This is a genomic window from Bradyrhizobium erythrophlei, from assembly GCF_900129505.1.
Classification (GTDB): Bacteria; Pseudomonadota; Alphaproteobacteria; order Rhizobiales; family Xanthobacteraceae; genus Bradyrhizobium; species Bradyrhizobium erythrophlei_D.
On record NZ_LT670818.1, the window covers coordinates 1,298,565 to 1,312,250 of the forward strand.

Sequence of the window (13,686 nt, forward strand, 5' to 3'; positions counted from 1 at the left end):
ACTTTCGGAGTTGCTTTCGAATGTCGACGGAAACAATCTCGGCGAACAAGCCGGCTGCGATGGATGGTCTGCCGGCGGACCGCCGGGGTTGGGCCGCCGCGGCGATCTTCACCGCGCTGGCGATGGCCTCGCTCGATACGGCGATCGCCAACATCGCACTTCCGGCGATCGCGGCCGATCTGCATGTCGGCCCGGCCGACGTGATCTGGGTCGTGAACGTCTATCAGATCGCGCTGGTGGCAACCCTGCTGCCGCTCGCAGCCCTCGGCGAGATCGTCGGACATCACCGGATCTATCTCGCCGGGCTTCTGCTGTTCACGCTGGCATCGCTGGCCTGCGCCTGCGCCTGGTCGTTGCCGAGCCTGCTGGTAGCGCGGGTGCTGCAGGGCCTCGGCGCCAGCGGCATCATGAGCGTGAACACCGCGCTGGTTCGTTACGTCTATCCGGGACGGCTGCAGGGCCGCGGTTTCGGCCACAACGCGATGGTGGTCGCGACCGCTTTCACGCTCGGCCCGACCATCGCCTCCGGCATCCTGGCGCTGGGCCAGTGGCCGTGGCTGTTCGCCATCAACATTCCGTTCGGCCTGGTGGCGATCCTGATCGGCCTGAAGACCTTGCCGCGCACCCCGCGGGCGACGCATGGATTCGATTTTCCCGGCGCGCTGTTGGCGGCGGGCTGTCTCGGCCTGTTCATGCTGGGGGTGGGCAGTGCCGCGCATCACGCCCAGCCGGCGTTGGTAGCAATCGAACTTGCCGCCGCCGTGCTGTTCGGCTGGGTGCTGATCCGCCGGCAGGCCGATCATCCCGCGCCGATGCTGCCGATCGATCTGTTTCGAAGACCGCTGTTCGCGCTGTCCACGGCCACCGCGATCTGCTCGTTCTCAGTCCAGGGCCTCGCCTTCGTGTCGCTGCCGTTCTACTTCGAGGACATACTGGGCCGCACCCAGGTCGAGACCGGCTTCTTCATGACGCCGTGGCCGCTCGTGGTCGCCGTGATGGCGCCGATCGCGGGACGCCTGTCCGATCGCTACGCCGCAGGAATTCTCGGCAGCGTCGGCCTCGCGCTGCTCGGCCTCGGGATGGCGCTCCTGGCGATGCTGCCGGTGAACCCGCATGTCGCCGACATCGTCTGGCGCATGGCGCTGTGCGGCTGTGGCTTCGGTTTCTTCCAGGCGCCGAACATGAAGGCGATCATGTCCAGCGCGCCCCCCGATCGCAGCGGCGGCGCCAGCGGCATCGTGGCGACGGCGCGGCTGATCGGGCAAACCTCGGGCGCGGCGCTGGCGGCTTTATGTTTTGGTCTCGTCGGCCGCGAGGGTGCCACCATCGCGCTGGTGCTGGGCGCGGCCTTCGCCGCGCTCGGATGCGTGATGAGCCTGCTGCGGCTGACTGTAAAGGCGAAGTAGCCGGCGGCCGGAGCCTGACCGGGCGCCGTCGCGACCAACGAACTTCAACCGTTGCGGAACGCATAGGCGTAGCCGTTGATGGCCGGTGCGCCGCCAAGATGAGCGTAGAGGACCTTTGATCCTTCCGGGAAATAGCCCTTCTTCACGAGATCGATCATGCCTTGCATGGATTTACCCTCATAAACCGGATCGGTGATCATGCCTTCGAGACGCGCGCACAGCCGGATGGCCTGCTTCGTCTCCTGCGACGGAACCCCATAGGCCGGGTAGGCATAATCCTCGAGCAGGACGATGTCGTCCTCGACAATTTCCCTGCCGAGTTCGACGAGGTTGGCGGTGTTGCGCGCAATCGCGAGCACCTGGGCCCTGGTCTGCATCGGTGTGAAGGATGCATCGATGCCGATGACCTTGCGCGCGCGCCCGTCCTTCGCGAAGCCGACCAGCATGCCGGCATGGGTCGAGCCGGTGACGGTGCAGACAACGATGTAGTCGAATGCGAACCCCAGTTCCTTCTCCTGGGCGCGAACTTCCTCGGCGAAGCCGACATAGCCAAGGCCGCCGAATTTGTGCACCGACGCGCCGGCCGGGATCGCGTAAGGCTTGCCGCCCTTGGCCTTCACGTCCGCAATCGCCGCCTCCCAGCTTTCCCGGATGCCGATGTCGAATCCCTCGTCGACCATCTGGACATCGGCGCCCATGATCCGGCTCAGCAGGATATTGCCGACGCGGTCATAGACGGCGTCCTCATGCGGCACCCAGCTTTCCTGTACCAGCCGGCATTTCATTCCGATTTTCGCCGCGACCGCGGCAACCATGCGGGTATGGTTCGACTGCACGCCGCCGATCGAGACCAGCGTATCGGCGTTGGAGGCGATCGCATCGGGAACGATGTATTCGAGCTTGCGCAGCTTGTTGCCGCCGAAAGCAAGCCCCGAATTGCAGTCCTCGCGTTTGGCGTAAAGCTCGACCTTGCCGCCGAGATGCCCGCCGAGCCGGTCCAGTTTCTCGATATGCGTGGGGCCGAAAGTGAGGGGGTAACGTTCGAATTTCTCCAGCATGCAGGTCCTCTCCGGTCAGCGGCTAAATCGACTCCAACGTAACATCGACGCCGAAAAAGGTGCTCTCGAATCTGGCAATGAAATTGCCAGTCCTTATTGATATCTGTACAGTTGGTTCCGTTATCTTTCGAATAATATCGAGATATCGAAAGGATCTTCCATGCCTGGCGAAATCGACCGCATCGGCCTCAAGATGCTGCGCCTGCTTCAGGGCAACGGACGGCTCAGCAATGCCGAACTGGCGCAACTGGCCGGCACCAGTCCCGCGACATGTCACCGCCGTACCCAGGCGCTGTTCGACGGCGGCTATATTAGCCGCGTTCGCGCAATGATCGTGCCGCAGAAGGTGGACCGGGGCGCGCTGGTGATGGTCGGCGTGGTTCTCGATCGCTCGACACCCGAGAGCTTCGCGGCGTTCGAGAAGGCCGTCGCGAAATTGAAATTCATTCTCGACTGCCACCTGGTCGCGGGCGACTTCGATTATTTCCTGAAGATCAGGGTCAAGGACATGGCGGATTTCAACCGCATTCACGGCGAACAGCTGATCGCGCTGCCCGGCGTGCGCCAGACGCGAACTTTCTTCGTTATGAAGGAAGTCGTCGATAACGCTCCGCTTGATTTCTGACCCAGGCGCATGCCCGGCGCGCCGGCGTCAGCCGCGCCGCTTTTCCTTTGCCTTCTTGCCGAAGGCGGGTTTCGCACTGGCTGCGCCGGCGGACTGCTTGTGTCCACCGTAGGCAGGTCGGTCCGGGTGCCGCTTTTTCTTCTTGGACCCGGGCTCTCCGCCAAATCTCGAAGCGCCGCCGCCGTGCGGCTGGCCGTGCTGTTTTGGACCCTTCTCGTCGCGGATTTCGTGGACCCGAGGACGCGCGTGATCGGTCTTGCCAGCTTCGCGACGGGGCGCGTGCGATTGCTTTTCGGGACGCGCCTCCGCTTGCGGGGCATCCGCCATGGCCTCGATGCGAATGTTGTCTTCCTTGTCCGGGCGGCGGACGCTGGCGGCGAAGGATTCGGCGACCCGGTTGGAGATTTCAAACTCGGTGGTGGTGTCCATGATGCGGATCGCGCCGATGTCATTCTTCTCGATGCCGCCACGCCGGCAGATCATCGGCAACAGCCAGCGGGCTTCCGCGTTCTTCCGGCGGCCGATGGCGGCGCGAAACCAGACGCTGCCCTCCGCCATGCCGTGGCGTGATTTGCCCGGCTTCGATCGCTGCGCCGCGGCGCGATCCTCAGCCCGCGGCGATCGATCGTCCTTGCCCCGGCCGCGATCGTCGCGGAAGCGGCCCGCGCCCTGGCCGGGATCGAGAATATCCTCGGGCGAAGGCAGCCGCGTGCGATAGAGCCGCGCCAGCGCCGCGGCGATATCCTCGGGCGACCGCTCGGCGAGCAACGCCCGCGCCAGGATCAGATCGTCGGGGGTGGTCTCCTCGGTGAACAGGGCGTCGTGCAGCATGCGATCCTGATCGAGCTTCTTGATTTCATCCGCCGTGGGCGCGGTGCCCCAGATGACATCGATGCCCGCCAGATTCAGCAGCAACTCCGCGCGCCGCTTCCGCGCCGGCGGCACCAGCAGGACGCTGACGCCCTTGCGGCCCGCACGCCCCGTGCGACCGGAGCGATGCTGCATCACCTCCGCGTCATTCGGCAGGTCGGCGTGAATGACGAGGTCGAGGTTCGGCAGGTCGATGCCGCGCGCCGCCACGTCGGTGGCTACGCAGACGCGGGCCCGTCCATCCCGCAACGATTGCAGCGCCTGGGTTCGCTCGTTCTGGGTCAATTCGCCTGATAGCGCGACCACGGAAAACCCGCGTTCCAGCAGCGTCGCCTGCAGATGACGGACCGCATCCCGCGTGTTGCAGAACACCAGCGTGCTCGGCGATTCGAAAAAGCGCAGCACGTTGACGACCGCATGCTCGACATCGCCGGCGGCGATCCTTATGCCGCGATATTCGATATCGGCATGACCGCCTTCGTCGCCCGCGACCTCGACGCGAAACGCTTCGCGCTGATACTGCCTGGCCAGCGCGACGATGCCGCGCGGCAAGGTCGCCGAGAACAACAGGGTGCGGCGGGTGGCGGGCGTGGTCTTGAGGATGAATTCCATGTCCTCGCGAAAGCCGAGATCGAGCATCTCATCGGCTTCGTCGAGCACGACGGCCTTCAATTGCGTTACATCGAGACGATTGCGGCGCAAATGATCGCACAACCGGCCGGGCGTGCCGACCACGATGTGGGCGCCCGCGGCCAGTTCGCGCTGTTCGCGGCGCGGATCCATGCCGCCGACGCAGGAGACGACGCGCGCGTCCGCGTATTGATAGAGCCATGCGAGTTCGCGCTGGACCTGCAAGGCGAGCTCGCGCGTCGGCGCAACGATCAGGGCCAGCGGTGCCGCGGCCCGCTCGAACCGCTCGGCGTGGCCGAGGAGATCCTCGGCGATGGCGAGCCCATAGGCGACGGTCTTGCCCGAGCCGGTTTGCGCCGAAACAAGCAGGTCGCGGCCTTTGGCCTTGTCCGCAAGCACGGCGGTCTGGACGGCGGTCAGCTGATCGTAATTGCGCTCGGCCAGGGCTTTGGCGAGCGATGGACTAGTGGTCGAAAATGTCACGGGATTGAAAGCCTTGGTTGGTCTACGCCAGGACATCGAACGGAGCCTCGAACCCAATGGATCGAAGCTTCCGTGCCTGGCAGAAGCACGGCCGCGAAGCTGCGGATTTGATTGAATTGGGGTTCCTTTAGGCCAAAAGCGGCCGAAGCGCCATGGCCATGGTTGCATGCAAGACCGGCGGCATTGGCGCAACCGCCAATATTAACGGCGAATTACGGCGGGTTTCGGCACCGGGCGGCGCCAGAAGCTGTTATCGGGCGCGCACGTTGCGCCACCCGCTAACGATGTCAGGCCCACTCGCCCTTGCGGAACACCGGCACCCGGCGGTCGTCGGCATGGATGCCGTCGATGTCGAGTCTGTCCGAGCCGATCATCCAGTCGATATGGATCAGGCTCTTGTTGCCGCCCTGGGCTGCGATCTGCTCGGGTGTCAGTCTGCCGCCATCGACAAAGCATTTCGAATAGCACTGGCCGAGCGCGATGTGGCAGGCGGCGTTCTCGTCGAACAAGGTGTTGAAGAACAACAGCCCGCTTTTCGAGATCGGCGAGGAATGCGGCACCAGCGCCACTTCACCGAGCCGGCGCGCGCCCTCGTCGGTATCCAGCACCTTGTTCAGCACTTCCTCGCCGCGCGAGGCTTTTGCCTCCACGATGCGGCCTTCCTCGAACTTGACCGCGATGTTGTCGATCAGCGAGCCCTGATAGGACAGCGGCTTGGAACTGACGACGTGGCCGTCGACCCGCCGGCAATGCGGCGTCGTGAACACTTCCTCGGTCGGGATATTGGCGTTGCAGATAATGCCGTTTTTGGCGGTCGAAGCGCCGCCTTCCCATTCATGGCCGTCGGCAAGCCCGATCGTGAGATCGGTGCCCGGTCCGGTATAATGCAGCGCGCTGAAGCGCTGGCCGTTCAGCCATTCGGTCCGCTCGCGCAGCACGGCGTTGTGCTTGGTCCAGGCCGCGACGGCATTGTCAATGTCGACGCGCGAGGCCGCGAAAATCGCGTCCGCAAGCTTTGCCACCGCGACATCCTCTTCGTCATCAGGGAAAACCTGCTTCGCCCAGGACGCGCTGGGATAGGCGATGATGTTCCAGTTGACGTCGAAATTGACGATCTTCTCCAGCGCCGGCTGATAGGCGACCGAATTGGCCTTGCTGGCGCGCGCCACCTTGCCGGGATCCTCGCCAGACAACAGCATCGGATTGTCGCCGACGATGGCGAGCCGCGCGGTGTTGGCGGCAAACGCCTTCGACATGCCCTCATAGAGCCAGCCGGCGGCACGATCGAAACTGTTGTCGTGGCCGAACCGGTAGCGCGACAGCGTCACGTCCTCGTCGGAGAAGAAGGGCGTCACCAGACCAGCGCCGGCCTTGTAGGCATGCTCGGCGATCCGGCGCACCAGCGGCAGCGCCACCGCGGGCGCGGTCAAAAGCAGATCCTGCCCTGGTTGCAGATTCAGCCCGACCTTGATCGCCACCTCGGCCAGACGGTCGAGTTTTACCGGATCGATCGATGCGGAGATGTTGCGGTCATGAACGGTCATGGGGCAGCCTGTTGTTCGTGGACAGACGACTAATAAATGCTTGTGATTGGACAGTTCAAGGCCGCCATTCATTTGTCGCGGGAACAATCGCGCGATAGCGCCATTCCTTCTCAACGTCCTCCAGCCTTGGCCCGCGGCTCTGTCACATCATAGAATAGTCAAACCGATGCGCGTTTCTGCTCCCCTCCCCCCCCCCGCGAAAGCGGTGGGGAGGGGTCGGGGGTGGGGGGTGTTTCAGCGGACTCAGTGCCGGCACGAGAGCGAGAATTCGAGGCGCCACCCCCCACCCCCGACCTCAAGAGCGAGCTTCGCTCGCCTCGGACCCCACCACGCGCGATGCGCGTGGTGGGAGGGGAGTTAACTGAGCCGGGCCCCAACTCACGGGTTCGGCGACGAGCGATCGGCCTTCTCCCATTCACTGACAAAGGTATCGATCTCCGCGGCGATGAATTTCTGCAGGGCGCTGCGCGGTTTGTCGCGGTTAGCGGTGAAGAGCATTTTTTCATTTCCTCGTCGTTCCGGAAGCGCGCGTCTTTCGGTACATCGGCTGGCCGAAACCTCAACGAGGACAGGACGCCAGCACCCGATCCACCATTTCCGGCGCCAGACCGAGATAGTTCCCGGGCGAGGTGAGCCGCTCGATGGTGGCGCGGTCGATTCGCGAGGTGACCCGCGGGTCCGCCGACAGCGCGCCCGCCAGCGTTATGTTCTTCTCGTTGGCGAGCCGGCAGGCATCGTAGACCAAATCGTGCGCTTCCTGCCGGCCGATCTGCGGCGCCAGCCCCATCATGACGGCCTCGGCGACGATCAGGCCGCGGCTGATGCCGAGATTTTTCGCCATCTGCCTGTCATCCACGACAAGACCTTCAAGCGCGAATTTCGCCTGATGCAGCGCGCCGGCGGTGAGCACGAAACTTTCGGGGATCGCCATCCACTCGGCATGCCAGGGGCCGGTGGCGCGCTCGAAATCCTGCACCATCGCGTCCAGCATCAGGCCGGCATGCTGGCGCACCGCCTTCGAGGCCGCCAGCATCAATTCGGAGGAAATCGGATTGCGCTTCTGCGGCATGGTCGAGGACGCGCCGCGTCCTTTTACAAAGGGCTCGTAGAGTTCGGCGAATTCGGTCGAGGCCATGATCATGATATCGAGCGCGATCTTGCCGAGCGATGCCGTCACCAGCGCGAGGAAATTCACGGCCTCCGCAAGCCCGTCGCGGGCGACGTGCCAGGTGGAGACGGGAATGCCGAGGCCGAGTTCATCGCACAGCGCCTTCTGGACCTCAAACCCCTTGTCGCCCAGCGACGCCAGCGTGCCGGCGGCGCCGGCGAACTGGCCGACCAGCACGCGCGGCTTGAGCTGCTCGAGGCGCTCGGCGTGGCGATCGAACATCGCAAGGTAAATCGCGGTCTTATAGCCGAAGGTCACCGGCAGCGCCTGCTGCAGATGGGTGCGGCCCGCCATCGGCGTATCGCGGTAGCGCCGCGAGAGGTCCGCAAGGATCCGCCGCAAATCGGCGATATCGGTTTCGATGATCTTCAGCCCCGCGCGCAGCTGCAGGACCACCGCGGTATCCATGATGTCCTGGGTGGTCGCGCCCCAATGCACATAGCGGCCGGCTTCGCCGCACTGTTTTGTCATTTGATGGACCAGCGGCAGGATCGGGTAGCCGACGATATCGGTCTCGTGGCGGAGCAGATCGAAATCGAGCGCCGAAACGTCGGTACGCTCGGCGATTTCCGCCGCGGCTTCCGCCGGGATCACGCCGCAGCGCGCCTCGGCCCTCGCCAGCGCGATCTCGACCTCGGCATAGCCTGAGATCAGGCTGAAGTCCGAAAACACCTCGCGCATGGCAGGTGTGCCGAAGGCGTCGCGGAACAGGATGGAATCGAGCACGGTGGTGGAAGTGGGGAAAGCGGGCACGGAGTTTCCTCGAAAGCATAATTTCTTTTATCTCGGCTAGGCTCGCACGTTGCGCCCACCCATTCAACTCAAGGCGAATACGCGCGTTTGAATCCAGTTCCATTCGAGACAAATGAAACATGCGTTCGCATTCTCGCGACGCCATGCGCCCGGGTTATGCAAGAGCCTTGTCCCTCCGAGAACAGAGGGCGCAGGGAATGCCGGGCGCCCGATGCGCCCGATAGCCGCGTGTGCAACGGTAGTGGTAGAATGCACACGCGTTAGTCAGGTCGCACCGGAAGCGTCCGGCATTCCCCGCGCAATGGTTTTACGGCTTATAACGCGCTCTCCCCGGTGACCGGGCTTTCTTGCCACCGTCGCCCGCGAAAATTGCTTCCCGCGAACTTGACGCCAGCGTCGGGGCGTCAGGACCACACGCCTTCGCCGTCCGCCAGCCGCATCGCCCGTCAAGCGCGCACCCAGCGTCCACCGCATCCCGCTCCGCGTTTCGTGACGTTGCGCAACGCCCCTCTGAGGAGCGGGACGGCTTTCGGATATAAGGTGATTTGCTTCTTCGGAAAATCCGAATATTTTTCAAAAGGGGCTAGACAGAGGGGTCGTAAAATTGCCCAGGTGATTTGCCCGTCGGGTCGTTTTCCGCAGGCGTTGGTGAGGCAGGGAAGGTGCCTTGCCGCTTGGCGTTGCATTTGCAGTTCTCGCGATCTGCGCTTCCTGCACAGACCGGATCAACCGCACCGGTCTGATGATGTCTGTTGATGGGGGGTAAACCGGAACTGGCTGGCAGGGATTTAAAACGGCGCCTTTGACCCACAGCGGGCATGGGTGCCCGCGGATATTTTACTCGTCCGCCGAAAATGCATAGCCGCGAAATGAAGGTGCTTTACGGTATCCTTATAACGCGTGCAGTGCACCGTCAAAAACGGCCGTTATAGGAGGACGTCGTGATTAAAATTGCGAGTTTCCTATCATCAACAAGCATTCTAAATGTCCACCGGCTATCCGGGCTATGATTCCGTCATCGGCCCCGAGAGTGCGACGATCGGAACTATTCTCCGCGATAACGGAAATGACGAACAAAAGCTCATTCGACACGCACTCGAAAGAGCGCGAGACTAGGCAGGGCGATCGCGGACTACATTTACGGGCGTCGGGCGGCGCCCGCAAAACCAACAGGCTTTTGTTTCCTGATCAACCGTGGCTAACCAGCGAGTTGCCAGCGCTCTGTAGCGCTGCGCTTGACGCCTTCTCTGGGCGTTCCGCCGCTGAGGCGAAGGAGAAGATGCAATGAGCCAGAACCACTTTACCGTCAGCTTTCCCGTAAAATCACCCGCAGATGCAAAGATAATAGCGGAGAAGCTACCGCCTTTGATGCCGGAGCTGTTCCGGGCCAACGATGCGATCGGCACCATCCACTACTCACGCTTCGCTGTGCTGAGCGAAAAGACGCTGCTGTTTCTTGGCGACTTCGACGGAGAATTCGCTCTCCTCATGACCGATCTCGCCAAGCTTGCAGGACCGATCTTCGATGCGATCTTCCAGTATGTGGACAATGCGCCGCCGATTCCGGTCGCCAACAATGTGGATGAGTTTGTTGAATGGATGGCCTCGCGGCTTGTCGATGCTGTGAATCTCTACACCGCTTACCCCGGCGTAACCGCCAGGGAGATCAGGGCGCTGGCGTCCGCCGCGGATGTCGTCGGAGGCAGCGAGCTAAACCCGTTCCTGGTAGTTTTGCCCATCAAATCCAAGATCGCCTTCATCGAGGTGAAAATGATCCTGCGCATCCGCGGAAGCGGGACCACAAAGGACCTCGATAAAGTCGGCACGCCTCACTTCGCACAATTCGTTCCACTCGAGGACAATCAGCTTGGTTTCTTTACGGTCTATGATGGCTCGTTCGACAAGTACATGGCCGACTTCACAAGGAATATCGGACCAATCTTCGATCTGATATTCAAGTTCACAAAGGACCCGCCGCCTTCGCCATGCCGAAAACATCTGCAGGAATTCATTGACTTCGCAGCCGGCGCAAACCGCGCCCCGATCGGGTTCTACCAGGCCTATCCGGGACTATCTGTTCAGGATATCCATGCCCTGATCGCCGACAGCAAGTCGCCATCTGCCGTAGCTAGGTAAATTGGCCTGTCGACCTGGCGACTCCAGTGGATGCAATGAACCTTTAGAAGCCGTGATTAGCGCCGAACGCAAAGGAGACGAACGGCATGCTGAGAGGTTTATTTGGGCGAGGCGCGGAGTTGGATGCGCATTCGAGCACGGGCACGCAGGCCGCGCTAAACCTCGCCGATATACAGGGCTTCATTCTCCGCGGGTACAGGATGCCGATGGTTCGGCATTTTTTGTTGACGGTCGATGTCCCCGAGGAGGCGCGCAAATTGCTGGGGCGGTTCGTCAGTGGCGACGAGGCTGATGCGCCGCAGATCACTACTGCCGAGGACTGGCATGTTGGCTTTGAGCCGGGACCCGCGGATGATCCTGCCCAAGTGCCGCGCCGTAAACCCGACTATTGCCTCAACGTTGGCATCACCTGGCCCGGGCTGGTTGCGCTAGAGGTCAAAGATCGCGTCCCAACCCTATCGTTCAAGTCTTTTGCCGCCTTCCTTGCCGGCGCCGCCAAGCGAGCAAAATTAGTGGGCGATACCGGCGTCAGCGACCCGCAACACTGGATCGGCGGATTCGGAGCCGGAAGCGACCATGTCCTGGTCACGCTGCATGCCTTAAGCCCAGAGGTGATGAATGCCCGTAGCGACCGGCTAACTGCACTTTTTGCCGAGGGTTGTGCCTTTCGGGAAACATGGCGCGCCGACGGGATGGCGTTGATGGAGATGCAAGACGGCAAACCGGTCCCAACCTTTACGGTTCATTTCGGCTACACGGACGGCATCAGTATGACCACTATTCGGGGTGGTCCTGAGCGATATCCTCCGGATCATCAGCAGCCTTGCGAACCATGGCTATTCGTGTTGCTGGACGAGGCCGAGAATTATTTGGTGCCGACACCTCGAGAGATAGGATTGAACGGCAGCTTCGCCGTCTTCAAGATGATCCGGACCGACGTCGTTGCGTTCGAAAATTTCCTGCAATCGAACAAGGACAAGATCGACCCTGAGTTGCTCGCCGCCAAGTTGTGTGGTCGTTGGCGCAACGGTGTCCCGCTCGCGTTGTCTCCAGATAGCGATAGCCCCACGGGAGGGCTCCTACCCGAACAGTTGAATAATTTCGAATACGTAAACGCGGATGGGTCGGGCGATCCCAGGGGTTTGCGATGCCCGGTTGGTGCGCACATGCGCCGCATAAATCCACGAGGCCAACCCGTCACCGGTCAAGGTCAACCCGGTGCCAGCAACAATACTCACAGACTGATCCGTCGTGGCATGCCCTACGGGCCCGTTTATGATCCCACGCAACCTTATGACGGCATAGAACGCGGGCTACTGGGCTATTTCATTAATTCAAGTATCGAAAACCAATATGAGTTTGTGCTCGGACATTGGGTCAACGACAGCGAGTTCGCCGGGTCGGTTAGGCTGCATCCGAAGTCAAAGGATCCAATGATCGGGACGCAAGATCCATCCGAAAGTATTTTCATAATTCCACAAGCCAATGGCGCGCCTCCGATAAAGATCACCGGGTTTTCTAGCTTTATTGCCACGCGAGCCGCCGCGTACTGCTTTCTGCCAAGCGTCACTGCGATCAGGTTCATCTCCAATTTGAGATAGGCCCATGAGGCGATTTCTCGGAGGGACCTTTCCATGCTGTTGTTGACCAGGTGGTTTGGAGTAACCGAAAGCGACGCCGACAGGAGCGTCAGCACCGAACAGGCAGACATTAAAGCGATCGCCGAGAAATCTCTCCTGATGCAGACAAATGCTGCGATCAAGCAGCGCCGATCGCTTTGTCGCGGAACCCATGCAAGCGGAGTTTGTGCCCGTGCCCAATTCGAGGTGCTTGACGTTAGCGTTAATCGGGCCGCTGGGCTTGCATCGCGGCTTGCAAGGGGGATTTTTGCGAGGCCCGACGCATACCCTGCAGTAGTGCGGTTCGCGAACGCGGATCCGAATATAAATTCTGATTTCAAGCCCGATGTACGATCTTTGTCGTTCTCGGTTGACCTCGGTCGGAGCGGCGCCGCCGGAGAGGGGCCTTTGCGCCAGGATTTTTCGCTGCAGAACGCGCCCACCCTGCCAATCAATGATTCGCCGGCATTTTTGGCGACCGTGAAGCTGTTGACGGCATCGAACCCAGTCGCTGGCCTATGGTCGCTGTCGTTCAAAGACAAGTTGAAAGTGATGAGAACTCTCGCTTTGGCAGAATTGCAGGCCCGTCAGGCGATTAAGCCTTACCAGCAATTGCGCTATTGGAGCACCGTCCCATTTCGTCACGGGCCGGCCGATGTCGTGAAATTTTCTGCCACGCCATCTCGGACTAATTCGGCACGTCCCCTGCAAAAAAATAACCCGAAGGGTCTGCAGGACGAACTGGTCCGTCACCTCAAGGAAGATAGCCAGATGAGCTGGTTTGACTTTGGAGTCCAGTTCCTTGACAGCAGCAAAATGACATATTGGGGTAAGAAGCGCGACGCCGACTTCTGGATCGAAAACGCGAGCGTGGACTGGAGCGAAGCCGAAGCGCCCTTCCACACGGTCGCAAAGCTTACGCTCCTGCCAAATTCGCAGCTTGTGGCGGAAGCCAGCGAAGCTGTGTATTTCGATGTTACGGGCAACTCAGCACCTGACAGTAAGCCTGTTGGAAGCATCAATCGCGCGCGCTGGGCCGCAGAAGTCGCGAGCAGAAATGCCCGCATACAAAAGCGCGGACGGCAATTCTCGTCGCAGGACGAATCTGGTCGACCGGATTCTTAAAGGCGCTAGGCCAGCCAAACTATCAATAGAGCTGCTCAATAACTTTGAGCTATTGATCAATCTCAAAACCGCAAAAGCTCTCGGCATCAAACTTCCTGCCACGCTGCTCGCTCGTGCCGACGAGGTGATCGAGTAGGCAGGCTATGACGGATCGGCGTTGGCAAGGGCATTGGCCGTGACATACGAGGCGTCCGCCGTCCATCAACAATGTGGTAGATTATCCTTGGCTGAAAGCGCGATTGGCCCTATGTCTGCCGGGCGTGGTTGGT

10 protein-coding genes are annotated in these 13,686 nt (G+C 61.4%); 6 read left to right on the plus strand and 4 right to left on the minus strand.

Annotation, left to right across the window (positions count from 1 at the left end):
- The first annotated feature begins 20 nt into the window (after window positions 1-20).
- On the plus strand, window positions 21-1,406 hold the full coding sequence (locus B5525_RS06125; RefSeq protein ID WP_079565206.1) for an MFS transporter: 1,386 nt from the start codon (window positions 21-23) through the stop codon (window positions 1,404-1,406).
- Between the two features lie 44 nt (window positions 1,407-1,450).
- Here B5525_RS06125 and B5525_RS06130 read toward each other — a convergent pair whose 3' ends face one another.
- A complete protein-coding gene (locus B5525_RS06130) occupies window positions 1,451-2,464 on the minus strand; it encodes a 1-aminocyclopropane-1-carboxylate deaminase (RefSeq protein ID WP_079565207.1) in 1,014 nt (337 codons plus the stop codon).
- 160 nt (window positions 2,465-2,624) lie between these two features.
- Here B5525_RS06130 and B5525_RS06135 point away from each other — a divergent pair, with 160 nt between their 5' ends.
- A complete protein-coding gene (locus tag B5525_RS06135) occupies window positions 2,625-3,089 on the plus strand; it encodes an Lrp/AsnC family transcriptional regulator (RefSeq protein ID WP_079565208.1) in 465 nt (154 codons plus the stop codon).
- Between the two features lie 27 nt (window positions 3,090-3,116).
- Here the strand turns inward: B5525_RS06135 and B5525_RS06140 are convergent, their stop codons facing one another.
- From B5525_RS06140 to B5525_RS06150, 3 genes are all read right to left on the minus strand, one after another.
- Window positions 3,117-5,108 carry a DEAD/DEAH box helicase gene (locus B5525_RS06140; RefSeq protein ID WP_425305255.1) on the minus strand — a complete coding sequence of 664 codons (1,992 nt, stop codon included), beginning with the start codon at window positions 5,106-5,108 and terminating at the stop codon, window positions 3,117-3,119.
- Between the two features lie 251 nt (window positions 5,109-5,359).
- Window positions 5,360-6,616, minus strand: a complete 1,257-nt coding sequence (locus tag B5525_RS06145; protein WP_079565209.1) for an aminopeptidase — start codon at window positions 6,614-6,616, stop codon at window positions 5,360-5,362.
- Between the two features lie 559 nt (window positions 6,617-7,175).
- Entirely contained in the window at window positions 7,176-8,537 is a 1,362-nt protein-coding gene (locus tag B5525_RS06150; RefSeq protein ID WP_079565210.1) for a class-II fumarase/aspartase family protein, read from the minus strand.
- Window positions 8,538-9,821: 1,284 nt separating this feature from the next.
- Here B5525_RS06150 and B5525_RS06160 point away from each other — a divergent pair.
- The 4 genes from B5525_RS06160 (at window position 9,822) to B5525_RS43645 (ending at window position 13,553) form a co-directional block, all read left to right on the plus strand.
- Complete coding sequence (locus B5525_RS06160) at window positions 9,822-10,673, plus strand: hypothetical protein (RefSeq protein ID WP_154073086.1); 852 nt, start codon at window positions 9,822-9,824, stop codon at window positions 10,671-10,673.
- Window positions 10,674-10,759: 86 nt separating this feature from the next.
- Window positions 10,760-12,274 carry a Dyp-type peroxidase gene (locus B5525_RS06165; RefSeq protein ID WP_079565213.1) on the plus strand — a complete coding sequence of 505 codons (1,515 nt, stop codon included), beginning with the start codon at window positions 10,760-10,762 and terminating at the stop codon, window positions 12,272-12,274.
- A gap of 33 nt (window positions 12,275-12,307) precedes the next feature.
- Window positions 12,308-13,417: a hypothetical protein gene (locus tag B5525_RS46060; protein WP_079565214.1), complete on the plus strand. Its 1,110-nt coding sequence runs from the start codon at window positions 12,308-12,310 to the stop codon at window positions 13,415-13,417.
- Window positions 13,350-13,553, plus strand: a complete 204-nt coding sequence (locus B5525_RS43645; protein ID WP_244567839.1) for an ABC transporter substrate binding protein — start codon at window positions 13,350-13,352, stop codon at window positions 13,551-13,553. Before B5525_RS46060 ends, B5525_RS43645 begins: the two co-directional genes overlap by 68 nt.
- The last annotated feature ends 133 nt before the right edge of the window (window positions 13,554-13,686 follow it).

Coding starts and splice junctions, on each gene's coding strand:
- B5525_RS06125 (WP_079565206.1), top strand. CDS start 21: ATGTCGACGGAAACAATCTCGGCGAACAAGCCGGCTGCGATGGATGGT.
- B5525_RS06130 (WP_079565207.1), bottom strand. CDS start 2,464: ATGCTGGAGAAATTCGAACGTTACCCCCTCACTTTCGGCCCCACGCAT.
- B5525_RS06135 (WP_079565208.1), top strand. CDS start 2,625: ATGCCTGGCGAAATCGACCGCATCGGCCTCAAGATGCTGCGCCTGCTT.
- B5525_RS06140 (WP_425305255.1), bottom strand. CDS start 5,108: ATGTCCTGGCGTAGACCAACCAAGGCTTTCAATCCCGTGACATTTTCG.
- B5525_RS06145 (WP_079565209.1), bottom strand. CDS start 6,616: ATGACCGTTCATGACCGCAACATCTCCGCATCGATCGATCCGGTAAAA.
- B5525_RS06160 (WP_154073086.1), top strand. CDS start 9,822: ATGAGCCAGAACCACTTTACCGTCAGCTTTCCCGTAAAATCACCCGCA.
- B5525_RS06165 (WP_079565213.1), top strand. CDS start 10,760: ATGCTGAGAGGTTTATTTGGGCGAGGCGCGGAGTTGGATGCGCATTCG.
- B5525_RS46060 (WP_079565214.1), top strand. CDS start 12,308: ATGCTGTTGTTGACCAGGTGGTTTGGAGTAACCGAAAGCGACGCCGAC.
- B5525_RS43645 (WP_244567839.1), top strand. CDS start 13,350: ATGCCCGCATACAAAAGCGCGGACGGCAATTCTCGTCGCAGGACGAAT.